The sequence below is a fragment of the Microbulbifer sp. ARAS458-1 genome (genome assembly GCF_045348205.1).
Lineage (GTDB): Bacteria > Pseudomonadota > Gammaproteobacteria > Pseudomonadales > Cellvibrionaceae > Microbulbifer.
In genome coordinates, this window is record NZ_CP155838.1 from 3927471 (window position 1) to 3952524 (window position 25054).

At 57.8% G+C, this 25054-nt stretch carries 22 protein-coding genes and 1 other RNA gene; 1 reads left to right on the top strand and 22 read right to left on the bottom strand.

The features are described from left to right. Positions 1 to 211 precede the first annotated feature (211 nt). On the top strand, positions 212 to 2095 hold the full coding sequence (locus AAFH99_RS16355; protein ID WP_406828272.1) for a DUF885 domain-containing protein: 1884 nt from the start codon (positions 212 to 214) through the stop codon (positions 2093 to 2095). A gap of 95 nt (positions 2096 to 2190) precedes the next feature. On the opposite strand, the gene AAFH99_RS16360 is transcribed toward AAFH99_RS16355, so the two are convergent. From AAFH99_RS16360 to AAFH99_RS16465, 22 genes are all read right to left on the bottom strand, one after another. After that, a complete protein-coding gene (locus AAFH99_RS16360; RefSeq protein ID WP_406828273.1) occupies positions 2191 to 4878 on the bottom strand; it encodes a PKD domain-containing protein in 2688 nt (895 codons plus the stop codon). Between the two features lie 563 nt (positions 4879 to 5441). Continuing rightward, the gene (locus AAFH99_RS16365; protein ID WP_406828274.1) at positions 5442 to 6011 is read right to left on the bottom strand and encodes a hypothetical protein; all 570 of its coding nucleotides are present in this window, start codon (positions 6009 to 6011) and stop codon (positions 5442 to 5444) included. 136 nt (positions 6012 to 6147) lie between these two features. Then, positions 6148 to 8142 carry a TonB-dependent receptor gene (locus AAFH99_RS16370; protein WP_406828275.1) on the bottom strand — a complete coding sequence of 665 codons (1995 nt, stop codon included), beginning with the start codon at positions 8140 to 8142 and terminating at the stop codon, positions 6148 to 6150. A 126-nt stretch (positions 8143 to 8268) separates the two neighbouring features. Beyond that, complete coding sequence (locus AAFH99_RS16375) at positions 8269 to 9642, bottom strand: histidine kinase sensor domain-containing protein (RefSeq protein WP_406828276.1); 1374 nt, start codon at positions 9640 to 9642, stop codon at positions 8269 to 8271. Beyond that, on the bottom strand, positions 9639 to 10358 hold the full coding sequence (locus AAFH99_RS16380) for a response regulator transcription factor (protein WP_051687171.1): 720 nt from the start codon (positions 10356 to 10358) through the stop codon (positions 9639 to 9641). The genes AAFH99_RS16375 and AAFH99_RS16380 overlap by 4 nt, the downstream gene beginning before the upstream one ends. A 127-nt stretch (positions 10359 to 10485) precedes the next feature. Further along, a complete protein-coding gene (gene rsgA / locus AAFH99_RS16385) occupies positions 10486 to 11616 on the bottom strand; it encodes a ribosome small subunit-dependent GTPase A (RefSeq protein WP_406828277.1) in 1131 nt (376 codons plus the stop codon). 121 nt (positions 11617 to 11737) lie between these two features. Then, positions 11738 to 11811, bottom strand: a non-coding RNA gene (locus AAFH99_RS16390) — sX9 sRNA. A gap of 659 nt (positions 11812 to 12470) precedes the next feature. Next, complete coding sequence (ribA, locus tag AAFH99_RS16395; protein WP_043320400.1) at positions 12471 to 13082, bottom strand: GTP cyclohydrolase II; 612 nt, start codon at positions 13080 to 13082, stop codon at positions 12471 to 12473. 32 nt (positions 13083 to 13114) lie between these two features. Beyond that, positions 13115 to 13756 carry a TIGR02281 family clan AA aspartic protease gene (locus tag AAFH99_RS16400; RefSeq protein WP_051687172.1) on the bottom strand — a complete coding sequence of 214 codons (642 nt, stop codon included), beginning with the start codon at positions 13754 to 13756 and terminating at the stop codon, positions 13115 to 13117. A 12-nt stretch (positions 13757 to 13768) separates the two neighbouring features. Next, positions 13769 to 14278 carry a phosphatidylglycerophosphatase A gene (locus tag AAFH99_RS16405; protein WP_231491834.1) on the bottom strand — a complete coding sequence of 170 codons (510 nt, stop codon included), beginning with the start codon at positions 14276 to 14278 and terminating at the stop codon, positions 13769 to 13771. Between the two features lie 43 nt (positions 14279 to 14321). Continuing rightward, positions 14322 to 15299 (bottom strand): thiamine-phosphate kinase, encoded by a 978-nt coding sequence (gene thiL, locus AAFH99_RS16410; protein WP_406828278.1) that lies wholly within the window; start codon positions 15297 to 15299, stop codon positions 14322 to 14324. Positions 15300 to 15306: 7 nt separating this feature from the next. Then, positions 15307 to 15747: a transcription antitermination factor NusB gene (gene nusB, locus AAFH99_RS16415; RefSeq protein WP_043319262.1), complete on the bottom strand. Its 441-nt coding sequence runs from the start codon at positions 15745 to 15747 to the stop codon at positions 15307 to 15309. A gap of 16 nt (positions 15748 to 15763) precedes the next feature. Then, complete coding sequence (ribE, locus tag AAFH99_RS16420) at positions 15764 to 16234, bottom strand: 6,7-dimethyl-8-ribityllumazine synthase (protein ID WP_043319264.1); 471 nt, start codon at positions 16232 to 16234, stop codon at positions 15764 to 15766. Between the two features lie 222 nt (positions 16235 to 16456). Beyond that, the gene (gene ribBA / locus AAFH99_RS16425) at positions 16457 to 17572 is read right to left on the bottom strand and encodes a bifunctional 3,4-dihydroxy-2-butanone-4-phosphate synthase/GTP cyclohydrolase II (protein WP_043319266.1); all 1116 of its coding nucleotides are present in this window, start codon (positions 17570 to 17572) and stop codon (positions 16457 to 16459) included. Between the two features lie 42 nt (positions 17573 to 17614). Continuing rightward, positions 17615 to 18277, bottom strand: a complete 663-nt coding sequence (locus AAFH99_RS16430) for a riboflavin synthase (RefSeq protein WP_406828279.1) — start codon at positions 18275 to 18277, stop codon at positions 17615 to 17617. Positions 18278 to 18425: 148 nt separating this feature from the next. Next, positions 18426 to 19535 (bottom strand): bifunctional diaminohydroxyphosphoribosylaminopyrimidine deaminase/5-amino-6-(5-phosphoribosylamino)uracil reductase RibD, encoded by a 1110-nt coding sequence (ribD, locus tag AAFH99_RS16435; protein ID WP_406829192.1) that lies wholly within the window; start codon positions 19533 to 19535, stop codon positions 18426 to 18428. A gap of 20 nt (positions 19536 to 19555) precedes the next feature. Beyond that, positions 19556 to 20023 (bottom strand): transcriptional regulator NrdR, encoded by a 468-nt coding sequence (nrdR, locus tag AAFH99_RS16440; RefSeq protein ID WP_043319270.1) that lies wholly within the window; start codon positions 20021 to 20023, stop codon positions 19556 to 19558. A gap of 97 nt (positions 20024 to 20120) precedes the next feature. Continuing rightward, a complete protein-coding gene (locus tag AAFH99_RS16445) occupies positions 20121 to 20579 on the bottom strand; it encodes a Fur family transcriptional regulator (RefSeq protein ID WP_043320404.1) in 459 nt (152 codons plus the stop codon). Positions 20580 to 20704: 125 nt separating this feature from the next. Next, positions 20705 to 21970, bottom strand: coding sequence for a serine hydroxymethyltransferase (glyA, locus tag AAFH99_RS16450; protein WP_043319271.1), 1266 nt, complete (start codon positions 21968 to 21970; stop codon positions 20705 to 20707). Positions 21971 to 22226: 256 nt separating this feature from the next. Further along, positions 22227 to 23021, bottom strand: a complete 795-nt coding sequence (locus AAFH99_RS16455) for a heme ABC transporter ATP-binding protein (protein ID WP_406828280.1) — start codon at positions 23019 to 23021, stop codon at positions 22227 to 22229. Between the two features lie 14 nt (positions 23022 to 23035). Continuing rightward, positions 23036 to 24091, bottom strand: coding sequence for a FecCD family ABC transporter permease (locus tag AAFH99_RS16460; RefSeq protein ID WP_406828281.1), 1056 nt, complete (start codon positions 24089 to 24091; stop codon positions 23036 to 23038). A gap of 55 nt (positions 24092 to 24146) precedes the next feature. Further along, on the bottom strand, positions 24147 to 25016 hold the full coding sequence (locus AAFH99_RS16465) for a hemin ABC transporter substrate-binding protein (RefSeq protein ID WP_406828282.1): 870 nt from the start codon (positions 25014 to 25016) through the stop codon (positions 24147 to 24149). Positions 25017 to 25054 lie beyond the last annotated feature (38 nt).

Genomic DNA, 25054 nt, shown 5'->3' on the forward strand with positions numbered 1-25054 from the left:
GGGCCGGCCGCCAATCACAGATTGGCGTCGTTAGGCCGCACGCGAAGCCATGCTTCGCAAACGTTTGCCTAACCCATGTACGCTCCGTCGGCGACGTCCCTGTCGCCGATGCTTCCGAAAAGCTTTACCCAGTACCCCGCCTTATATTCTGGCAGCTTCACAACTTAGCCAGTTCGCTAAAAGTAAAATATAAACAGAGACAGGAAGTACGATGTCCTTTACCCATTCCGTTAAGCAAATCCTGAACTCCAAACGCCTCGGGGTATCCATTGCCATTATGGCTGCCAGCCTGCATGTACAGGCCATGGATCATAAAGCCTTCGACAACGCCATGGGTGAAATTCCGAAAAGTGGTGCCAGTGACAAACTTAAAGCACTGCAAGATCTCCGCTACCGCTGGATTATGGAAAGCTACCCCGAAGCCGCCACCTACGAAGGCTACCCCGGCGTAGAACAGAACTGGACCGATCAATCCATCAAAGGCATCGAACGTCGCAAAGGCCAGACCCGCGAACTGCTCGCCGCCAGCCGTCACCTCGACGAAGACAAACTCAGCGACAGTGAAAAGCTCGATTACCAGCTGATGTATCAGGACCTGCTGCTGCAGGTACGCGGCTACCAGTTCCCCGAGCACCTGATGCCCGTCAATCACATGAGTGGTATCCAGCGCAGAGTGCCTGCGGTGCTGAACGCCATGCCCAAACGTACCGCTGCCGATTACGAAGATATTCTCGCCCGCCTGGACAAACTGCCCGGCCTGATCGAGCAAACCAGAATTCTGATGGAGAAAGGCCTCGCACAGAAACTGACGCCGCCGCAAATCACCCTACGCGACCTGCCCGGCCAGATCCGCGCACTGATACCCGCCGACCCCAAACAAAGCCCCCTGCTGAAGGCGTTTTTTGAAATGTCCGCGAGCATTCCCGCGGCGCAGCAAAACAGATTGCGGACCCGTGCCGTCAACATTTATCAGAAAACGCTGGTGCAGAACTGGAAGCGATTTGCCGAGTATGTTGAGCGGGATTATATTCCGAATGCGAACACCGAAACCGCATTCACCAAGCATGATGACGGTATCCGCTGGTACGCGTATAAAGTGCGAGAGGAAACCACCACCGATCTGAGCCCGGAGGAAATCCACCGCATCGGTCTGGCTGAGGTGCGCCGTATTAGGAATGAAATGGATGCGATCATCAAGAAGACCGGTTTCGATGGTGATTTCAAAGCGTTTACGGATTTCCTGCGCAACGATCCGCAGTTCTATTACGAGAACAAAGAAGACCTGCTGAAAAACTACCGGGATATCGCCAAACGCATCGACGGTGAACTGCCGGCACAGTTCGGTACTCTGCCGCGCCTGCCCTACGGCATCAAGCCGATTCCAAGTTACTCAGAAAAATCCCAGACTACCGCCTATTACCAGCCGGGCTCCATGGAATCCGGCCGCGCGGGCGTCTTCTTCGCCAATACCTACAACCTGAAGAGCCGCCCAACCTGGGAAATGGAAGCGCTGACCGTGCACGAGGCGATGCCTGGACACCACCTACAGATTGCTCTCGCTCAGGAACAGAAAAATATCCACCCGCTGCGCCGCACAAAAATGTACACGGGCTTTGTGGAAGGCTGGGGCCTCTACTCCGAGAGCCTGGGGTACGACCTGGGACTGTACAAGGATCCCTATAACGAATTCGGCGCACTCACCTACGATATGTGGCGAGCGGTGCGATTGGTGGTGGACACTGGGATGCATCAATTGGGCTGGAGCCGGGACGAGGCGATTCAGTATTTTATGAATAACAGCGCAAAACCTGAGCACGACATCGTAGTGGAAATCGACCGCTATCTGGTGTGGCCGGGTCAGGCGTTGGCTTACAAGATAGGCCAGTTAAAAATCAAGGAAATCCGCGCGCGCGCGGAAGAGGCACTGGGTAAAAACTTTGATATTCGCCAGTTCCACGACGCGCTACTCGGCGCCGGCGCACTGCCATTGAATGTATTGGAAAGCCGTATGAATACCTGGATCGAATCACAGGGCGGCGCGATCAGCGCTACCAGCCCGGTGAGTGATGCCGGTGGCCAGGCGGCACTTCATTAAAATCGATATTCGTTTCAGAAAAAATCAGGGCCGCTCTCGCGGCCCTGATTTTATGTGCGAAGCCAATACATCGACTTCAGTCTACTCGCTGTACCCTACTCGTGCGACACATAGTAATCGTACACATAGGTTTCCGCATAGTTATCGTAGCTTTCTCCCGGCGCTGTACCATCGTGGGACTGGGTGTAATTACCCAGCTTGAAGTAGCAGCCGGAAATCGCTTCGTCGTGTACGTAGGGCACCTTTTCTTCGTTGTAGTAGAAGTGCGTCTGCCCGTCGTAAGATTCCATCTTCACGGTAAACACGGTACCCAGCTCGTAGTTGCCATCCACCAGGTAGCCGTGGCGGTCGTTGCCATTGGTGATCCACAAATTGGCGTGAGTGTCCGGGTTCCCCACGGTACCGCAGTTATCCCAGTCGTCATCGGTGCCCGGCGGGCAGGTGCCGTTATGACCTTCGATACGGAAAACCACAACATCGTCGCCGGAGTCGTGAATCTGTCCCACTACCACGTGTGGCTTTACATGAGTCAGATTGGTGACCTTCTGCTTGATCCACATAGTGTGCTTTTTGCCATCGGTGTTGGACCAGGCTGCGGCACTTTTCGAGTTCTGGAAATGGTAGTTCTGGGTCATCTCCCGAAGCTCACTGCGCGGGTTGCTGGAGCCACTGGTGGAATCCCCGTGGTGATTGGCCCGGAACTGAACCGCGTACTCCTGTTCCTCTTCGTCGAAGATCAGTTTGAACCACTCGTCACTGGAGAAGGTATACAGGTCCGGCGTGTAGTGTTCCTCGGCTCCGTTAATCGGCAGGGTCAGCTTCCACCAGGACAGGTCAATCACCTGAGAGGCGTAGCGCATGATGGGTGCCGGTGGAGGTACTTCGAGGTCCGCCTGGGTGGTGACATTTTCCGCTTCGAACAGGTCGAAGATTGCATCGCCGCTGCCATCGCCGTAGCGGGCATAGGCCAGTGCCGGTGAGCCGGTAGAAACATACTCCACGGTAACCTGCTGCCAGCCATCGCCGTGATTGGTCGTGGTCTCGTAGACGTTATCCGAACCCAGGTCCTGAATACCGATGGTGCCGTGATTGTAGACCCAGGCGCTCACCTGATAGCGGTTGCCCGCAGCCGGCTTGTAGATCGCCTGTTCCATACGACCGCCATCGCCCTTGATCACCAGCAGACGGCCACCGTCCACCGGCATTGGATTGGAGGTGCCATTAGTGGAAACCACGTTGGCCGGGTCACGCTCTTCCCAGCCGCCGGTGGACGAACTCAGCTCAAAGCTGTTGTTGACCAGCGGCCACAGGTCTTCCACTGCCGCATTATCCACGGTAATGGTTTCAGTCGTAGAGGATTCAAAGCCCTCATCATCGGTAACCGTCAGGGTAACCGTGTAACTGCCCTGCTCGCTGTAGATGTGCGAAACATTGGCGCCACTGCCGCCGCTGCCATCGCCAAAGTCCCACGCGTAGGCAGTAATGTCGCCACCGTCCGGGTCGTAGGAAGACGAACCACTCAGGTTCAGGCTGGTGTTTACCCGCGTGGTGGTAGAGCCGCTGATGGTGGCCACCGGGTACTCGGAGGGAAGTTCACTCACGGTCACTTCGGCACTGGCACTATCGGTAATGCCAGCGGCGTTGGTGACCTGCAGATTCACCGTGTACACACCGGTGCTGTTGTAGGTGTGTACCGGGCTCTCATCCAGCGAGGTAACGCCGTCACCGAAATCCCAACTGTAATTCAGCGACCCGCCATTGGAATTATAGGAACCGCTGCCGTCCAGAGTAAACGGAATACCCACGGTTACATTACTCGGCACATCGATCACCGCACTGGGGCTACCCGGGCCGCCTTCGCCGCGCACCACTTCAATCTCGGTCATACTGTTCCAGCTATTGGACGTATTCCCGAGGCCTACCACTCGCACATAGCGACCGGAGAAATCGTCAAAATTGTGCGCCTCCAGTTGCAGGCTGTTACCGGAACTGTTGCCACCGTAGACGTAAGTAAGGCTGTTTTGGTTATCGCCTACGTAAACCTCAAACGATGCCGTACGGCTGTCGCCCTTGTACCAGGCAATATTCAGTGCACTGACCATGCAACTGCTACCCAGATCGAAGGTGATGTATTCGCCGGCACCATTGGCGGACCAGCGTGAACCGAGGTTGCCGTCGTGGGCATTGGCCGGCCCGTTGCCGTCATCGGAACTGGCGCTGGAAGACTGGATTTCACACAAGTCAGTGCCGCCCCCCCCGGAACCGGAACTGGAGCCCGATCCGGAACTGGAGCTGGAACTTGAACTGGAGCCACCACCAGAACTAGAACCGCCGCCATCTACGATGGAGAAGTCGTCAAAACGACCTTCGCCGCCGTTATAGGTACCGGTGACCGTCACACTGCTGTGGCTGCCGGAATTGAACGTCACCCCCAGCTCACCCCAATCGGAATAAGTATCGGCGTCACGGTAGGTTTCGGATCCGACGGTGACCTCGATCCCACCGGCACCACGCAACCAGGCACTCAGGCTGTAATCCGTATACGGATCTACCGCAACCTGCTGGGAAAAAGCCCCACCGGAGCCGGTGATTTTTGCACTGCTGCTGCCGCCGAGGGCAACACCGGAAATAGCGGAAGGATCGGAATCATCCCAACCGGACCAACCGGATTCAAAACCCGGGTTTTCAATGGTCGCCGCAACCGCTGTGGATACGCCGACCGCCAGATAAAGCGCGGACTGCGCCATTTTCTGACTGATTTTTTTCAGTGTGAATTTTCTCATCGCATAGAGACCTGATTATTGATTTTTATTTCGGAACATCTACTCGCTATAGCGCTTCGCACTTGCCAACCACACACAAAAACATCTCCCCCAAAAAAGGGAAGGTATCTGTAATAAAAACGAAAAGACGAAGCGCGAGGAAGGCTAATGTCCGCCGGAACAGGCTGTCAATTTTCAGAGATATCACCGAAAACCGAACAATAAAAAATCTGCAGAAACAGCAAAATTGGTTAACCAAATTCGCTAAACCAATGAAAACAAATGAAAAATTTTTTCCTGAAAGCACACCGTATGAACCGGCTACAAAATAGCGAAATTGAAATCAACACCAATATTTAATTTCGCGCCAAACAGTGACTTATTGGTCAACCAATCACTGTAGACAAATGAAACTAAAAGAATTTTTTCGCGAAAAAAGTTCCGAATACTTTCGGAAGGAAAAAAATATTTTGATGCGGGTCGCACTTTTTTCGCGACTGCCGGTAAAAATTGGTCTGATAGATTATGAAATTTTGGCGCGCTTTTATTTGAGTTGTCCACGCCAAAATCAAAAAATGAGAACTCTACACACTCAGCGCTATACCGATCGCAAGGGTGGCAGCTCCCAGTAAAGTAAATACGATGGAGGTTTTTCGGAACATCGGTACCGCAATGGCGATAACCAGACCACTGACCAGACTGAAGAACAGGCTGAGACCAAACATGATACCGAGCACCCAGAATACCGGCCCGGCGTGCCCCTTGTGAATCAACAGAAACTGGTGCCACAGATCGTGCTTTTTAACGTGCAGTATTGCCTTGTTCGGGTCTTCCAGCGGCTCGAAGAACACCTGCCCCTTGTAGCCATACCAACCGATATAATTTTCTTTCGGCTCGTAATAGTAGTCCGCAGGTAACTTCATATCCTGCCCTTTCTCCTGCATCAGCGGCAGTATCACTGCCCGCACGGCTTCCTCGTCCTTGGGAATGCCGTTGGGCAGGCTAACTTCAAACTGCTTCTCGGTGCGGACTCCACCGTCGATATCCATCATATGCAGCATGCCGGTGGCGAGATACATCACCGCCAGGGGAAGAAAGAAACAGGAAAAATAAGTGTGGAGTTTAATCCACAGTAAACGAGTTCTGGATTTCATAGTTTTATTTGATGTTATTGAATTTTCTTATACGCCAACAAAAAAATTCTGCGATTAAGGCCAGTGAAGAAGGACTAAGATAAATAAAAAGGCGCGGTGTTCACACACCGCGCCTTTTGTTCATTAACAGCAGAAATCAGAAACGATAATCTACAGACAAACGTACATCGCGGCCGGCTTCGTACAGGCCGGATACGATTTCCCAGCCTGGAATGTCGCTGTAATCCCCTACGCTGGAGTGATCACGGTAGTGCTCGTCGAACAGGTTCTGTACCGCAAAGTTGACCGCCAGACTATCGTCCTGCAGCGGCTGCCAACGCAGGTAAATGTCGTGTACCTGGTAGCCCGGCTTATCAATGGTCTGTAGCTCATCAATCCAGCCCAGCTCCACGGAGCGGTGCAGTACATCAACGTCTATTCCCTGAACATGGGTCAGGTTCCAGCCGAGGTCCAGGCGATCAGTAAGCGCGTAATCCACGGCGAGGGTGAGTGTATCGCCTCGAGTATTACCCAGCCCGTTGTGCTCGTAACCCTCGATATCGTTGCCATTCAACGTGGAGTCATTGTGACTGTATGCAGCAGAGAGATACCACTTATCGTAGGTGTACGCAGCACTCAATTCGAAACCATCCGACTCCAGCTTTCCGATATTCTCGAACAGGTCCTCATCATAAATCACATCGTCAATGGTGCTCTGATAGACTGCAGCCTTCAGTGCCAGGGCGTCTCCGGCATATTCCAGAGCCAGCTCATTGTTGTCCACGGATTCGGCCTTCAGGTCCGGATCGATCTGGGCTATATCCAGGGTAAAGGAATCGCCAATTTCCTTGCCGCGCACGGCCTGGGCATGCCCTGCAGAAAGGGTCCAGGTATCGCTCAGCGCATAGGAAAAACCGACATTCGGGCTGACATCGTCGCTGCTGAATTCACCGTCAAAATTGTTCTGAGTCAATTCGTAACTGTCGTAACGCACACCGAAGCTGAGCATCAGAGGCTCGCTCACCTGCCAGTGGTCCTGAATGTAGACTCCCTGCACACGCCCGGTCTCAGAAATGCTGGATGTCGAATCCACCTCGCGCCCACCGGCAACCACTTTCTGGTTCCTCCGCTCAACCCCATAAATCAGCGTATGCGGGCCAAAACTGCTGGTGTTGCGGATATCAAAACCAATCGATGCGGTATTGCCGCCGTACAGGCCCCAGGGGCCATCTTGAACCATGTCGGCACTGGTATCGTAGGCGGTAACTTCCAGGTTCACCGCGTCGCTCAGACTGGCGCTGTAATTGGCTACCAGGGTTTCGCGCTCGGCGTCCATCGGATACAGCGTGTCACCTTCCCGCACGTACCAGTTTGGTCGGCGACCCAGTTCGCCGGACTCTTCACGCTGTTCATAGCTGACGGTCAGTTTCTGGTTTTCAGAAATGTCACCGCTGACCTTTACAAAGGCCAGGCTCTGGTCGGCGGCGGTTGCGAGAATTTCATTCCCATCGCCATCTTCCATGTTGTCGCGCTCGACCTGTACAAATGAGCCGATCACACCCCAGTTCTCACTGAGCTTGCCGTACACGGAAGCGCTGCCCTTGCTGCCGTCGTTACTGAAGTAAGCGCCCTTGACCCGCGCGCCAAACTGCTCGTCGCTGGCCAGCAGATCATCGGCATCCTTGGTCTTGAAGCGGATGGCACCACCAATGGCACCGGGACCGCTGGTGGCTTCACCGGCTCCGGACTGCACCTCCACCTTGTCCAGGAGTTCCGGCTCGATGGAGACACGGCCGATATGGTGGAACAGGGTACCTGTCTGCGGAGCGCCATCCACGGTAACGTTCAGCAGGGTATCTTCCATACCGCGGATATAGACCTTCTGGGCAATACCGATAGAGCCCCCCACGGACACCGATGGGATATGACGAAAGATATCCGCCAGATCATTGGCCTGCTGCTTCTCCAGTTGCTCCGGAGTGATTTCGGAATCAGTGGCCACACCCACCACAACGACGCTTTCCAGGCTTTCCCGCTCTGCCTGCTCATCTGCAGCGAAAGCGGAAGTCGCAGTAAGTGCGCTGGTAGAAAGCGCGCCGGTCGCGAGTAGCGGCAGCAGCGCGCAGTGGTTGAGCAGGGATTTGTTGGGCATTGGGCTTTCCTTTTCAGGTGAATCAGGTGGATTCGCAGTTTCACTTAACCGTAAACGCGAATTATTCCTATTAGCCCTTTTAAAGTACAGCCCTGTTGCAATTGTTACATTGAGCGCCGGTACCAGCTAGGTCGCCGGCAAGATAATCGTCATACACAGACCGCCACCCGGGCGGTTGCTGGCATCGACCTCTCCGCCCACCGCCTTGAGCTGACGGCGCGCAAGTGCCAGCCCGAGCCCAACCCCACCGGAGCGACCATTGCCTGACTGGCCGGTATTACGCGAGGGGTCCGCCTGGAAAAAGGGGCGGAATATGGTCTCCAACAGTGCCTCAGGCACGCCGGGGCCGCGATCTTGAACCGTGACTCTAAACCCCGCCTTACCCCCCTCCAACGGGTAGTCCCCCAGCGCTATCTCCACCGCCTCACCCGTCGGGGTATAGCGCAGGGCGTTGCGCAGGATATTTTCCAGCGCCTGGCCCACCGCCTGGTGGTTGCTGCTTTTGAGCTCGGCGGAATCCGGCAGGCAGGTGTGTATATTCCGGTCCGGGAATTCGAAGCGGGCGTCATCCACAATCACATCGATCAGATCCACCAGATCCAGGGTTTCCTGATTCAATTGCGGTTGCTCGTTATCGAGCCACGCCAGTGCCAGAGTGTCTTCCGTCAGCTTGCGGAAATGCCGGGATTCCCGATACAGGCGCTGAACATCGGGATCCCCGGGGTACTGCTTGCCGAGACTTTCGATGGCAATTTCCAGACGTGTGAGCGGAGTGCGCAGTTCGTGGGAAAAATCAGCGATCAACTGGCGCTGATTCACCAGCTGCTCACCGATGCGCGCGGCCATCTGGTCAAAGGTGGTAGCGAGCTCGCTGAACTCGTCTTTGCGCCGCCCCAGTTGCGGGCGCACCCGCACAGGAAAATCGCCCCGACTGAAGTCCCGGGTGGCCCGTTGCAGACTGCCGAGAGGCTTCATGATATGTCGGTACAGCAGCATCGATACTATGGCCAGGATCAGCGCCGGCAGGAAAATCTGCAGCAGAAGACGGGTGGTCTGCCAGTGGCTGCCGGGGCGCATCCGGTCTGGTAGCAGTACCAGGAAACTGGTATCGGAATTCTCAAACGGAATCTCCATCACCGGGTTATTTTCAAAATACAGGTGAATCTTCCACTCCACGTCCCGCCCCAGGTTGTTTCCGCTATAGCGATCTTCGAGGCCGCGGCTGCCGGCGACGTGGCGAATACTGTAGCCAACGACTGCCGCAAGGGTTTCCTCCCGATGCTGCAAATTTTCCAACCACTCTTGCAGCGATGCCATATCCCCGGAGCGGTAGCGCGTTTCCGCCTCTCGTCCCCACCCGCGCAACTCGTTCCGGTGCGCCTGGCTGAGCATGCTCATCTCCTCCTCAGCGCGCACCGTCACATAATTGATCAGGTAAAACATGGCGACGATACCGGCGGTGATCAGCAGAATCAGTTTCCACAGCAGAAGTCGGTTCATTTCAGACAGTACCCCTGCCCGCGCACCGTTTGCAGGCGCTCACCGCGCCAGCCGGCCTGGGTGAGCTTGCGGCGTACCCGGCTCAGATGCATATCCAGGCTGCGGTCAAAGGCGCCGAGGGGGCGATTGAGTACTTCTCGCGAAAGATAGGCCTTGCTCAGGACTTCTCCGCGATTTGCCGCCAGCTCCCACAGCAGGTTGAACTGAATCGCGGTGAGCTCCATCTCCCGTGCCCCTACCCGCACCGTCAGGTCCGACAACCGCAGACGCAACTGATCGATTTCCAGGAATTCGCGCTTTTGCACGACCTGCGGTTGCGCGCGGCGCAGAAGTGCCTCAACCCGCAACAGCAGCTCCTCTTGGTTGAACGGCTTGGAAATATAGTCGTCGGCGCCGTGACGCAGCCCGGTAATCCGCTCTTCTTCCGCGCCCTTGGCGGTAACGATAATGACCGGAACCTGACTGGATTTGCGCAGCAGACGCAGTACAGAAAGACCATCCAGTTTCGGTAACATCAGATCCAGTAGGATCAGCTGATAGGGTTGGGCCGCCACCTCCTGCAACACCGCTTCCCCGTCCCAGCAACTGCCGGTCTGATAGCCAGCATCGCGGATCAGGGAGGCGATCTGCTGATTGAGCTCGGCGTCGTCTTCGGCGATCAGAATACGGCAGCTGGCAGCGTCTGGATTGGGGTAGAGATTGCGATCGGGGTTCATGAAGCGGTACGGGGGGAATGGGTTATTTGCCGGGCAGACTATCAAAACTCCCACAAAAAAACCCGCAAGCCAGATACCACGTGGGCATATGGCTTGCGGGTTTATCGCGTTGCACGGGTGTTAACAGTCAGTCGACACGCTTTTTATGGGCCCGCGCGTGGCTCTGCACCGAGCGGTAAAACTGCCCGAGGGCACGGTCGTCCGCACGGGTTTCCGCCAGCGTCTTGCTGTTGCGCGCCACTTCCCGTTCCAGCTTGCGCCAGTTGCGCAGACGTCGCTCGTCCAGCTCGCCGGAATCGACCGCCGCCTGCACCGCACAACCGGGTTCCGACTGGTGGGCGCAATCGGCAAAGCGGCATTTTGCGGCCAGTGCACTGATATCCGCAAAGGTTGCCGCCAGCCCTTCGCTTACATCGGCGAGTCCAAGCTCACGCATACCCGGGCTGTCCAGCAGCAAGCCACCACCGGGAATGGCGTAGAGGGCACGGTGCCGGGTGGTGTGCCGGCCCTTGCTGTCGTCCTCGCGGATACCACAGGTCTCGGCCAGCTCGGTGCCGGCGAGATTGTTCAACAGCGTGGATTTACCCACACCGGATGAGCCCAGCAGCGCCAGGGTTTCTCCACTGCGGCAGTATTCGCGCAGCGGCTCCACACTCTCGGCATCCAACGCGTTCACTAACACCACTGGCAGGTCGCGATACCCGTTGAGGGCGTTGCGATACTGTTCATGGTCTTGGTCCAGGTCCGCCTTGGTAAGCACCAGACAGGCGCGACAACCGGCTTCTTTCACCAGAGCCAGGTAGCGCTCTACCCGCGACAGGTTGAAGTCGTGATTGCACGAGGAAACGATCAGCACGTTATCCACATTCGCCGCGATCAGCTGCGCCTGCTTGGCCCCGGGCGCCATGCGCTTGAACAGACTGACGCGGTCGAGCCTGCGGACCGGCCTGCGGGTTTCCCGCTCCAGCAACAGCCAGTCGCCCACCGTGGGCCGCTCGGCCACGCCTTCAAACAGCGGGCCGTTTACCAGCACCGCCTCGTCACCGGCGTCACCTGCCACTTCAATCTGACTGCGATGCACCGCCATCACCTTGACCGGCTCGCACTCGCTCAACTCGTCCAGGCTCAGCTGTTGCTGAAAGAACGGCTTCCAGCCAAGAGCGTTAAGCGGCGAAATACTGGCCTGACGGTTATTGTCCGTACACGGAGAGGCACCGCGCCGAAATGCCGGGCGGCGTGAAATCAGGGATTTACTCAATGTCCTAAACCCTCAAAGGTGCCTGACACGATTTTGTGACTGTCAGGCACAGATCATTCTAGCCTCATATCCAGAGCTATTCTGGACACAGGCACGATTGGATGGGGTTTCCGGGCGGGACCGCTGAAAAACGTAGCGAGCGGTTGTCTGGTGGTTACCGCCGGAGCGCAGGAAGCGGAGTGTACTTAAGTACATGAGCATTCCGAGCACCGCCGGGAATCGCCAGGCAGACGCGCAGTAGTTTTTCAGGGGTTCCGAGGGAACCCGACAAAAAGGGAACTTGCCGGGCAGGTGGCTGACTAGGTTACGGTCAGTCGCGGCTGGCCCGGCGGGGGTTGGATACACTCATCAACAAGCCTCCGCTGGTGTAATTTCGCGCAATTTAGCAGGGCAGCCGCCCCTGTGCAATAGGATAGAAAAACAGACGGGCTACGAAGTGCCCAGCGCTACAGGAGGTAGCGCCCGCGGCCGCAGGCCGGCGCGAGCAATCGAAAACCCAGCAGAGCCACGCCTCTGCGCCAGCGTTTTCGATTGCGTCGGAGAGAAAAATGACATGGATGTCATTTGTCTCGACGGCACATAAAACACAAAAACAAAAGCCGGCATAAAGCCGGCCCTTATATCTTAGCGCTGGAGGTACATCACCTTTCTCGACCGCCAACGATCAGATAACTTTGAGTATAGACACAATTTCTGAGCACGCTGTCCCTGAGTAACTGATTTGCTCTTCCTGAGCATTTCTCGCGCTCTGCATCTTGCTCACGTATAGATTGGCGTTTTCCCGTTGCCTTACCGTGACGGTTTTATGAAAGGTTTGTGACAGCGAAAGCGGCTCGCAGTCACCATTTCCACCTTCACCCCTCCTCGGTACCGCTCTCGTCGTCGAACAGGTGCCCCAGCTTGCCCTTTTTGGTGGACAGGTAGTTCACATTGTGGGGATTGCGACCGGACTGATGTGGCAGGCGCTCACTGACCTCCACACCCAGATCCTGCAGTGCCTTTACCTTGCGGGGGTTGTTGGTCATCAGGCGAATCGACTGGATCCCCAGGTGCTCGATCATCGGCTTCAGAATCGAGTAGTCGCGCATATCCGCGCCAAATCCCAGCTGTTCATTGGCCTCCACCGTATCCGCCCCCGCATCCTGAAGGTGGTAGGCACGGATCTTGTTCAACAGACCGATCCCGCGGCCCTCCTGGCGCAGATAGAAAACCACACCCCGTCCCTCGGTGGCAATGCGATGCATGGCGTGCTGCAACTGGGCACCGCAATCACAGCGCAGGGAAAACAGTCCATCCCCGGTCAGGCACTCGGAATGAATACGGGCCAGCACCGGCTCATCCGTATCCAGATCCCCCATGCTCAGAACCACATGTTCCTTGCCGGTTTCCACTTCTTCAAAACCGTGCATCTCGAACATGCCCCAGGAAGTGGGCAGTTTGCAGGATTCCACAAAACGAATGGTCAAACTGATACCTCGTAATCCATCAAAATGCGTGATCAATTGCGCGCGCGCAGCAACAACAGGCCATCCTGTTGCTGCATATCCACGCGGCTCAAAAAACTGTTGCCCAACAGAGTCACCTGAGGAAAGTCACTTCCCAGCACCGTGGCATCCACGTTGTGAACGGTAATACCGCCAATAGTGACGCTGGCGAGATTCAGGCGATAGGCCTTCTCCACACCGCTGGCGGTGGAGACGGTCATCGGTCGCGCGCGGGCGAGATCCAACCCTAGGCTCTTTGCGGTGGGGTAGTTGAACGCGATACTGGTCGCGCCGGTATCCACCATCACATCCACCCGGCGGCCATTAATCCAGGCGGTGGTGCTGTAGTGACCACGACTGTCTGCGTTAAGGCGCACCTCCGCCCGCTCCACCTGCTGATAATTCGCCGCTACCGGTGCCGCCAGGGTGAGTTTCTGCTCTCGGCCATCAATCAACACCAGTGCGTAATCGCTGGTAACCGAAACCAGCCTGACCCCTTCCGGCGACGTTTTCCCGGACTTCAGCAACCGTTGTTTGCCATCAATTTCAAACATGGCACTGGTGCCGAAGATCGCCTGCAAGCGCACGTCCTGTGCGTTGCTAACCAGCGGTGACAGCGCGAGAGCGATTGATACCAACAGGTTGTGTATTTTCATGGGCGTCCTGCCTCAGAGAATGTGAATCAGGTATGCCGTGCCCTGTAACACCAGCGCGGCATAGATGCCCGCCAGTATATCGTCGAGCATAATTCCCAGACCACCGTGAACCCGGCGATCGACCCAGCCGATAGGCTGAGGTTTTGCGATATCAAAAATCCGGAACAGTACAAAGCCGTACACGGCCCACAGCCAGCCGGCGGGGGCCATAAACATGGTGAGCCAGTAGCCGACAAATTCGTCCCACACGATACCACCGTGATCGTGCACACCGAGCTTTTTCGAGGAGGCGCCGCACAGGTAACAGCCGAGAATAAACGTCACCAGGATCACGCCCATATAGGCGACCGGTGACAGAAACTGCAGGCCGTACCAGAAAGGAATTGCAGCCAGGGTACCGAAGGTTCCCGGCGCTTTTCTGGCAAGACCGGAGCCGAAACCAAATGCCAGCAGCATGACCGGGCTGCGAAGCAGCTCGGAAAATGTCGGCGTTGGCAGCGGGGTCTTTTTCTCGCTCATCATTATGTTTTGTTTACCCGTCATTCTTTTCCATCAATCTTTACCGTCAAAAATGCCGGTAACCGGAACCGCGCGGCTGCCAAGGATTGCCATGCAAACGACAGCGGATACCCGGTTCTGCACTCATGCGACCAATGGCGGTGATTGGCAGGTTCAGCTTATCCACAGTATCCAGGTGCTGTCCGGGAACGGTGAAACACAGTTGATAGTCGTCCCCGCCGGTGAGTGCGGTTTCCAGTGCGCTTTCCGTATTGCATTCCGCATTCATCGACTGCGCCAGTCCGGCTACCGGGAGCTCTTCCAATTCCAGCTCTGCGCCAAGTTTGCTCGCTTCGCAGATATGCGAGAGATCCGCAAGCAGCCCGTCGGAAATATCCAGTGCGGCGCTGGCGTAATTGCCAATGGCGCGGGCCACGGCGAACTGCGGCTCGGGAAAATAATACGCGGCTTCCATCTGCTGACGCTGTTCAACAGTGCCTTCCATCTCACCGAGCGCGATCGGCAGCGCTGCAGCGGCGGCGCCCAGCTGATTGGAAACAAACACAATATCGCCAGCGCTGGCCCCGTCGCGGCGCAGCGGTTTTTCACAGGCGCCGGTGACCTGGATGGTGATAGACAGAGGCCCCTTGGTGGTATCGCCTCCCACCAGAACGACACCGTATGCATGCGCCGTTTCCGCCAAACCACGGGCGAAAGGTTCCACCCACTCCGGGTCGCTTTCCGGCAGTGTAAGCGCGAGGGTGAACCACAGGGGCTCGGCATTCATGGCGGCGAGGTCGGAGAGATTGACGCGCAATGCGCGGCTGGCGATGCGGTAAGGATCTGCGTTCGCGGGAAAGTGCACATCTGCCACCAGGGTATCGACGCTGGTGGCGAGTGTTTTGCCAGCAGGGGGATTCAATAGCGCGCAGTCGTCGCCAATCCCCAGTACCACCGTATTTGCCGCACTGCCCGGCCGGGCTCCGGTCTGAAAACGGGAGCTGAAGTACTCCCGAATCAATTCAAATTCACCGGGGCCGGGCATGGGCGGTTTAGCCTTTGTCGGCCTTTACTTCGACACTGCGCTCTTTCGCCGCAACTTTGTCGAGGATGCCGTTGATAAATTTAAACGCGTCGGTGGGGCCGAATTTTTTCGCCAGGGCGACGGCTTCGTTGATGACGACCTTGTAGGGTACGTCGACGCGATTTTTCATCTCATAGGTAGACATGCGCAACAGGGCGCGGGATACCGGGTCCAGTTCTTCGACGTCGCGATCAAGGTACTGGCTGTAGGCGCCTTCGACTTCGTCGAGATTTTTCGCTACACCGTGGAAGAGTTCGCGAAAGTAGGCCACGTCAGTTTTGCTCATGTCGTTGTCGGCATGAAACTCGGCTTCAATGGTGTTCAGGCTGGAGCCTGCCATTTGCCACTGGTACAGGGCCTGCATGGCGTAGTGGCGGGCCTTGCGGCGGGCGGATGCGGTTACGGTCATTTCAGTGATTTCTCAATCAGATTTTGCTGATCAGGGAGACCATTTCGAGGGCGGTCTCGGCGGCTTCGCAGCCTTTGTTGCCGGCTTTGGTACCGGAGCGTTCGATGGCCTGCTCAATGGAGTCTACGGTGAGGACGCCGAAGGTCACAGGAATGCCGGTGTTCATGGAGACCTGGGCGAGGCCTTTGGTACATTCGCCGGCGACGTATTCGAAGTGTGGGGTGCCGCCGCGGATGACGGCGCCCAGTGCGATTACGGCGTCGAACTTTTTGGTTTCGGCAATCTTCTGCGCGGCGAGCGGGAATTCGAAGGCGCCCGGTGCGTAGTAGATGGTGATGTCTTCTTCTTTGATGCCTTTGCGACGCAGGGTATCGAGGGCGCCGTCTTTGAGGCTTTCTACTACGAAGCTGTTCCAGCGGCTTACCAGCAGCGCGTATTTACCGGTGCTGCCTACGAAATCCCCTTCGATTACTTTGATATTGCTCATGGTCTTTTCCGTTTTCTGGTAGTTCCCTGCGGGTCCCTTTTCATGCTTCGGGTCCTGGTGCAGTGGCGGTGGAGCACCGGGTATCAGTTTTCAGGACCGCTGTGAACCCATCCCTGGGCACTGCGGCGCAAACATCCTGTTTGCGACGCTCCTGAAAACTGATACCCGGCACTCCACCTTCAAGTTGTACATTGGTGGTATTACCCACCAGTGTAATTTGTCTTAGATTTCTTCCGCGTTCAGATACTCTTCCACTTCCAGATCAAATCCGGAAATGGCGCTGAATCTAAACGGTGCACTCATCAAGCGCATTTTGCGCACTTTCAGATCGCGCAGAATCTGCGAGCCAGTGCCGACCTGTTTGTACACCAGGTCCTGGCTCGGACGCTGCTGCTTGCCGCTGATCAGCCAGTCGATGCTTTCCTCGATTTCCTCGGTGGTTTCGTTGTGGCAGATCACGACCACTACCCCCTTGCCCTCTTCCGCGACTTTTTTCAGGGCGTTGCGGAAGGTCCAGGGTTCGTATTTTTCGTCGCCGCGGCGCAGGGAGAATACGTCGCGCAGGGTGCTGGCGACGTGGACGCGCACCAGGGTGGGCTCTTCTGGTTGGAAGTCACCGAGGCTGAACGCGAAGTGGCGTTCACGGCGGGCTTTGTCGAGGTAGGTGCGCAGTTTGAATTCGCCGAATTCGGTGTGCACATTGCGCTGGTTGACGCACTCGACGGTTTTTTCGTTCAGGGCACGGTAGTTGATCAGGTCGGCGATGGTGCCGATCTTGAGGTTGTGCTGCTGGGCGAATTTTTCCAGGTCCGGGCGGCGGGCCATGGTGCCGTCTTCGTTCATGATTTCGACGATGGCGGCGGCCGGCTCGAAGCCGGCCAAACGTGCGAGGTCGCAGCCGGCTTCTGTGTGGCCGGCGCGGCTCAATACGCCACCGGGCTGGGCTTTGATCGGGAAGATGTGGCCGGGCTGGACGATGTCGGAAGGCTTGGCATTGCGGGCGACGGCGGCGCGAATGGTGCGGGCGCGGTCGGCGGCGGAGATGCCGGTGGTGACGCCTTCGGCGGCTTCAATGGAGACGGTGAAGTTGGTGCTGAACTGAGCGCCGTTGTCGCGGGACATGAGCGGCAGGTCGAGCTGCTCGCAGCGGTCGCCGGTCAGGGTCAGGCAGATCAGGCCGCGGGCGTGGGTGGCCATGAAGTTGATGTCTTCCGGGCGCACCTGCTCGGCGGCTATGACGAGGTCGCCTTCATTCTCGCGATCTTCGTCGTCCATCAGGATGACCATTTTGCCCTGACGGATATCGTCGATCAGTTCTTCAACGCTATTCAGTTCCATAACTCTCTCAATAATGTTGTGGGAGCCTTCAGGCCCTCTCGTTTAGGCCTTGTAAAACCCGTGCTGCGCCAAAAATTCCATGGTCAGCCCTTCGCTCCTGGGCTCGGCGGCGGCATCTCCCAAGAGTAGCCGCTCCAGGTAGCGCGCAATCAGGTCCACCTCCAGGTTCACCTTGGTGCCCGCCTGATAGCCACCGATCACAGTTTCCGCGATGGTGTGGGGCACGATGGTGAGTTCGAACTCGGCGCCGTCCACCGCATTCACCGTAAGGCTGGTGCCGTCGACGGTGATGGAGCCCTTGTGGGCGATGTATTTGGCCAGCTCGCTGGGGGCGCGCAGGCGAAACTGTTCGGCGCGGGCGGTCTGTTTGCGCCACACCACTTCGCCGATGCCGTCCACGTGGCCGCTGACCATATGGCCGCCGAGGCGGGTCTGCGGGGTCAGGGCCTTTTCCAGGTTGACCCTGTCACCCAGTTTCCAGTCCTGCAATGTGGCGACCGCGAGGGTCTCGGCGGAGACGTCGGCCCAGTAGCCGTCGCCGGGCAGGTCCACCACCGTCAGGCAGACGCCGTTGGTGGCGATGCTGTCGCCGAGTTTGACGTCGGACAGGTCCAGCTTGCCGGTTTTTACCCGCAGACGCAGGTCGCCCCCCTTGGGTTGCAGGGCGGTAATTTCGCCTACAGCTTCAACAATTCCAGTAAACAATCCGGGCACTCCTAAAAATTGTCTTTTGACGAGAGGGCGTCGTCAGCTCCGTGCTCGGGTCCTCATGTATTTATATACATTCCGGTCCTGTGCGCGGGGCTTCCTAGCCCTCGCGCGAAAATCCTGCTTTTTAGAAGCACCCTCGCGCTTACCGCTCAATATCGGTTGTCGCGGTAATGCGCCAGTCGTGGCCGACTGCGCGCATATCGGTAATGGTGATGGGCAGCATGGACCCCATGCGCTCAATCGGTAGCTCGAACAGCGGTCTGGCGCTGGAGCCGAGGATCTTGGGCGCCACGTAGACGATGATTTCATCCACATGGCCCTGGTACATAAAGGCGCCGGAGAGGGTCGCACCGCTCTCGACCAGCACCTCATTGCATTCGCGGCGGGCGAGTTCTTTTAGCAGTTCGCCCAGGTGTACGCGGCCTTCTTTATCCGCAGGCAGTACCAGCACCTCGGCACCGGTCTTTTCCAGCCGTGCGCGGCGCTCGCTGTCCGCCGCTTCGGTGGTGACCACCAATGTGGGGGCGTCACCCTGCAAAATAAAGGCCTTGGCCGGGGTGCGCAGTTTGCTGTCTACGATCACCCGCAGGGGCTGCTTCTCTGCCGCAGCGGTGGCTTCCGCCTCCGGCAGCGCCATTTCTTCCGGGCGCACGTTCATGTTCGGGTTGTCGTGACGCACCGAATCCACGCCGGTAACGATGGCGCAGCTGCGCGCGCGCAGGTTCTGCACATCGGCGCGGGCGGCGGGGCCGGTGACCCACTTGGATTCGCCACTGGCCATGGCGGTACGGCCGTCGATGCTCATGGCGGATTTGGTCCGCACCAGGGGCAGGCCCAGGGTCATGCGCTTGATAAAGCCCGGATTCAGCGCCCGGCAGGATTCTTCCAGCAACGGGCCTTCCACTTCAATGCCCGCATCGCGCAGTTTCTGTAACCCTTTCCCGCTGACGCTGGGGTTCGGGTCTTCCATGCCGAAGACCACTTTGGCCACGCCAGCGGCAATCAGGGCGTCGGCACAGGGACCGGTCTTGCCGGTGTGACTGCAGGGTTCCAGGGTCACATAGGCGATATTGCCTTTCGCCTTCTCACCGGCGTCGTTCAGGGCCTCGATTTCCGCATGGGGTTCGCCGGCGCGCTTGTGCCAGCCCTCACCGACAATATTGCCCTCGGCATCGGCAATCACGCAGCCCACCCGCGGGTTGGGCATGGTGGTGTAGGTGCCGCGCTCGGCCAACTGGACCGCGCGCGCCATCAGTTCACGGGGGGTAATAATCACTGATCCGCTCCCTTGGGCGTATTCAGACGCTCGATCTCATCGCTGAAATCACTGACATCTTCAAACCGGCGGTACACCGAGGCAAAGCGCACGAACGCGACCTGGTCCAGCTCGCGCAACTGTTCCATGACCAGCTCGCCGATATGCATGGCGGGGAGCTCGCGCTCACCGGTGGCCTGCAGGGCGTGTTTAATCTGGGCCACCGCAGCCTCAACCCGCTCGGTACTCACCGGGCGCTTCTCCACCGCGCGCTGAATGCCCGCGCGCAGCTTGTCTTCGTTGAAGGGTTCGCGCTGGCCGTTCTGCTTGACGACCCGCGGAAGCACCAGCTCGGCGGTTTCAAAGGTGGTGAAGCGCTCGTGGCACTGCAGACACTCACGACGGCGCCGCACCTGGTCGCCATCGGCCACCAGGCGGGAATCTACGACTTTGGTTTCGTCTGCGCTGCAGAAAGGACAGTGCATGAGGATTTGGCCCGTTCGGAAAATGCGCGGAGTTTACCACAGAAGTGCCCACGCCTTGCGCGCCGGGGTAATTGCATAGCGGGCGGGACGGACAGGCTCAGGCGGCGCACCGGTCGCAAAGACAGGGCAACTCCAACGCCGGGCTCAGCAACTGCCAGCCTGCACTGGAAGCGCCCTTCTGCAGGGACTTGATGACATCTCCCTTGATGCCAATCTCTTTCACCGCACCGCAGCGTTCACAGATCAGGAACTGTGGGGTTTGATGGTCGTGACTACAGGCGATATGAGAGCAGGCTACAAACTTGTTGGCGGATGCCAGTTTGTGCACCAGGCTGTTTTCCACTAGGAAATCGAGCATGCGATACACCGACATCGCCTGAATGGTCTCACCGGTCGCTTCCCGGTATACATCGGCAATCTCGTAGGCGGAAAGCGGCACCGGTGACTTCAGCAGCGCCCGCAGGATGTTCTGCCGCTTTTCGGTAAAGCGCACGCCCTTGGCCCGACAGCGCTCGTCGGCCCGGTTCAGTATCTGCTCTACCTGTCTTTTGTTCATGGACATGCTCTCATCTGCTTTGAGCGGGATTCTAACATTTCGCCCCCCGGGGTCTGCCACCCACAACCAAAAACGGCCCCATATGGGGCCGCCTGGGCTCAGAGCCGAAGATTCGCTGGGAGCACTTACCCTTGATAGACAGGGAACTTCGCGCAGATCTCCAGTACCTTGGCCTTCACTTCGGCAATGGTCGCCTCGGGGCTGCCTTTCTCCAGCGCGTCCAGCACGTCACAGATCCAGTGGGTGAGCTGCTTGGTCTCTTCCACGCCGAAGCCACGGGTGGTGATCGCCGGGGTGCCCACACGCAGGCCGCTGGTGATGAACGGGGAGCGCGGGTCGTTGGGGACGGCGTTCTTGTTCACGGTGATGTTGGCATTGCCCAGGGCTTCGTCCGCATCCTTACCGGTGTATTCCTTGCCGATCAGGTCCACCAGCATCAGGTGGTCGTCGGTGCCGCCGGAAACGATGTTGATACCGCGGTCGAGGAAGGTCTCGGCCATAGCGCGGGCGTTTTCGACCACTTTCTTCTGGTAGGCCTTGTACTCGGGGCTCATGGCTTCCTTGAAGGAAACCGCTTTTGCTGCGATCACATGCATCAGCGGGCCGCCCTGGCCGCCTGGGAATACTGCGCTGTTCAGCTTCTTCTCGATCTCTTCATTGGCCTTGGCAATGATGATACCGCCGCGAGGGCCGCGCAGGGTTTTGTGGGTGGTGGAGGTCACCACGTCTGCGTGGGGTACCGGAGACGGGTATTCGCCCGCGGCAACCAGGCCGGCAACGTGCGCCATATCGACCATCAGGTAGGCGCCAACCTTGTCGGCGATGGTGCGGAACTTGGCCCAGTCCATGATGCGGCTGTAGGCGGAGAAGCCGGCCACGATCATCTTCGGCTTGTGCTCCAGCGCCAGGCGCTCGACTTCTTCGTAGTCCACTTCGCCGGTTTCCGGATTCAGACCGTACTGCACTGCGTTGTAGATTTTGCCGGAGAAGTTGACCTTGGCACCGTGGGTCAGATGGCCACCGTGGGCCAGGCTCATACCGAGTACGGTGTCGCCGGGTGCACACAACGCCTGGTAAACCGCGGCGTTGGCCTGGGAGCCGGAGTGCGGCTGAACGTTGGCGTAGTCGGCACCGAACAGCTCCTTGGCGCGCTCAATAGCCAGGGCTTCTACCTTGTCGACGTACTCACAGCCGCCGTAGTAGCGCTTGCCCGGGTAGCCTTCGGCGTATTTGTTGGTAAGGCTGGTGCCCTGGGCTTCCATCACCTGCGGGCTGGTGTAGTTTTCCGAGGCAATCAGCTCGATGTGCTCTTCCTGGCGGCGGTCTTCGTCCTGAATGGCGGACCACACATCGGGATCGTAGGAAGAAAGGGTGACGGATTTATCAAACATGGTATTCCCTCGGATGATAAGGCGCGAATCGCGCAAGCATAATCTCGACAAGGGCAAATCCCGACCCGTTTGTGACCGGCCCGCCCCCAGAAAGCGGCGCATTGTACACCAAGGGAGGCACTGCGGCGCAAAGGGTGCACTTGAAACAAATTCAATTCAGCGCCCCACTCGGTTCATGTTGGCGACGCCGGCAGAATCCTTGGATGCGGGCGTACCAACTGTCGCGGCATTCAACAATCCGTGCAGTACACCAAAATCACAGCAGAGCGCTGTAACCCGCCACGTCCACCAACTGCCCGTGGTAGCCGTAAACCCGCTCCACCAGGTCCGGCTGCAGCAGCGCGGCGGGGGTGCCGTCCGCCTGAACCTGGCCATTGGCCAGCATCACCATGCGATCCGCATAACGGGCGGCAAGATTGAGGTCATGGAGCACGGCGACAACGGCGGTATTTTCACCGGCGATTTCACCTGCCAGCGCCAGTACCTGGTGCTGATGCTTGAGGTCGAGGGCGGAGGTGGGTTCGTCCAGCAGCAGGATCTTTTCTTCACCGGGTTCCGCAAGGCTGAGCTGGGACAGGACCCGTGCCAGCTGCACCCGTTGTTTTTCACCGCCGGACAGGCTGGGGAAAAGTCGGTCACGCAGATGCCATACATCCGCGCGCTGCATAAAGTGCTCTACCCGATCGCCCTGCTCCACCCGCGACAGGCTGCCCGGGCCAAGCCCCAGCTGCACCACTTCGCGGCTAGTAAAGGCGAAATTCAGGTTGGAGTGCTGGGCCAGCAGGCCGTAGCGGCGCGCCAGGGCGCGGTGTTCGCTCTGGGAACGATACCAGTCTGCCTGCGGGCGGCCGAACAGGTGAATGCGACCGGAATAATCCAGCTCACCGCTGATGGCACGCAGCAGCGAGGTTTTGCCGCAGCCGTTGGGGCCAAGGAGCGCGGTGACTTCACCGCAGGCAAAACCCAGGGATATATGCTCCAGCAACGGCGATGCCGCGCGCGGGTACTGGATCGAGAGATCGGAAATTTCCAACAAACTTTTCATCAACATAGGGCAACCTCCCCTTAGAAAATCTGCTGGCGCTGTTGCCACAGCAGGAACAGGAAGAAAGGTGCACCCAGTAGTGCGGTAATAATCCCCACCGGCATTTCCGCCGGTGCGAAGACGCTGCGCGCGATGGTATCGGCCACGGTCAATAACAGACCGCCAAGCAGGGCACTGTAGGGAATCAGGTAACGGTGATCCGGCCCGCGCAGCAGGCGCACGATATGCGGCACCACCAAACCCACAAAGCCTATAATTCCCGATACCGAAACCGCAGCGCCCACGGCGATACCGTTCAGCACGATAATCTGCCGCTTCAGTCCGATCACATCCACGCCCAGATGCCGCGCGTCCGACTCACCCAACAGCAGCGCATTCAGATCATTCGCCCGCGCCCACAACAGGCCGGCGCTAAAGGCAAAAATAAAACCTGTCACCAGCACACTGGTCCAGGTTGCCCCGGACAGCGAACCCAACTGCCACATGGTCATATCCCGCAGCGCCGTGTCGGTGGCCACGTAAGCGAACATCCCAAGGGCGGCACCGGCCAGCGCGGAAATGGCGATACCGGCGAGCAGCATCATTACCACCGAGCGACCGCGGTCACCGAGGATATACACCAGCCAGGTCGCCATAATTGCTCCCGTGCTGGCGAATGCGGGCAACAGCAGCCATTGCAACTTTTCGTAAAATGCGCCCAGCCAAACACTCAGCACGCCGCCAAACACCAGCACGATGCCAGCGCCCACGGCGGCGCCGGAGGAAATACCGATAATGCCAGGCTCCGCCAATGGGTTGCGGAACATACCCTGCATCACCGCACCGCACACGCTGAGGGTGCCGCCGACAATCAACCCGAGCAGTAAACGCGGTAGGCGGATTTCACCCAGCACCAGCGCGTACTGTTCCGGCACATCCTGATCCAGAATACCCGGCCAGCTCCACTGCATCAGCCCGGCGAGCACATCCCGCCAGCCGATGGTCATGGCGCCCACCGCAAGGGAAATACAACTCCCCAACAGCAACAGCGCGATCAGTGCTGGCAGCAGGCTTTTGTCACTCAGGCGAAATTCCAAGGGTGGGGGCTCCATGTAAACTACTTTGGGGCGAAGGTGACGCTACATAGCAAGATCAGTTTCCGGAAAACTTTTCGTTCAACTTTTTCGCCTCCTTCAGGCTGGCAAGCCCCATACCGCCGAGCAGCGCAAAACCATCTACAGAAAAGAAAGCGCCGTTTTTGCCGGCCGGGGTCAGCTTTAAAAGCGGCTGCCATTCCAACAATGCCGCGCCGCCTTGCAACTGTGCATCCTGATCGCTGGAAAACAGAATCCAGTCCGGGCGCAACTCAATCAGCGCTTCGTCAGAGAGTTGTTTGTAACCGGAAAAATCCACCGCATTTGCACCGCCCGCCATGCGGATCAGGCTATCCGGGCTGGTGCCGGTGCCGGCGGCTTTGAGACCGCGGCCCTCTTGAGTGCGGACAAATAAAATACGCGGTGCTTCAGATAGAGAGGTACGGGCACGTTTCAATTCACGCAACTGAGCCACTACATTTTTGGTCAACTCAGCAGCCGGCTTTTCCAGCACTTTAGACAGTCGGTCGATATTGGCAATCAGCTGCTCACCATTCTCTGCTTCCGGCAGTTTCACAATTTTTACACCGGCATTTTCCAGCAGGGTCAGGGTGTTTGCCGGGCCCATATGTTCACCACCAATTAAAAGCTGCGGGTTCTGTGCCAGCATTCCTTCCACCGGCAACTGACGGTAGTAACCGATCACCGGTACTTTTTTGAAACCCGCCGGCAGACGTGTGGAGGAATCCACCGCGATGAGGCTGTTACCGGCCCCCAGGGCCAGCACCAGTTCAGTGATGGAGTGGCCGGTACTGATCACCCGCTCCGGCGCGGCGTCCGCCACCGAGCCCATACAAAGAAGTGCGGCCGCAGCGACGATATGATTGAAAGAACGTTTCAGAGGACGGGTTATTGAAAAAATCATCATTCGAGTCCAATCGATTAGAAGCACATTTCCCAAACAGT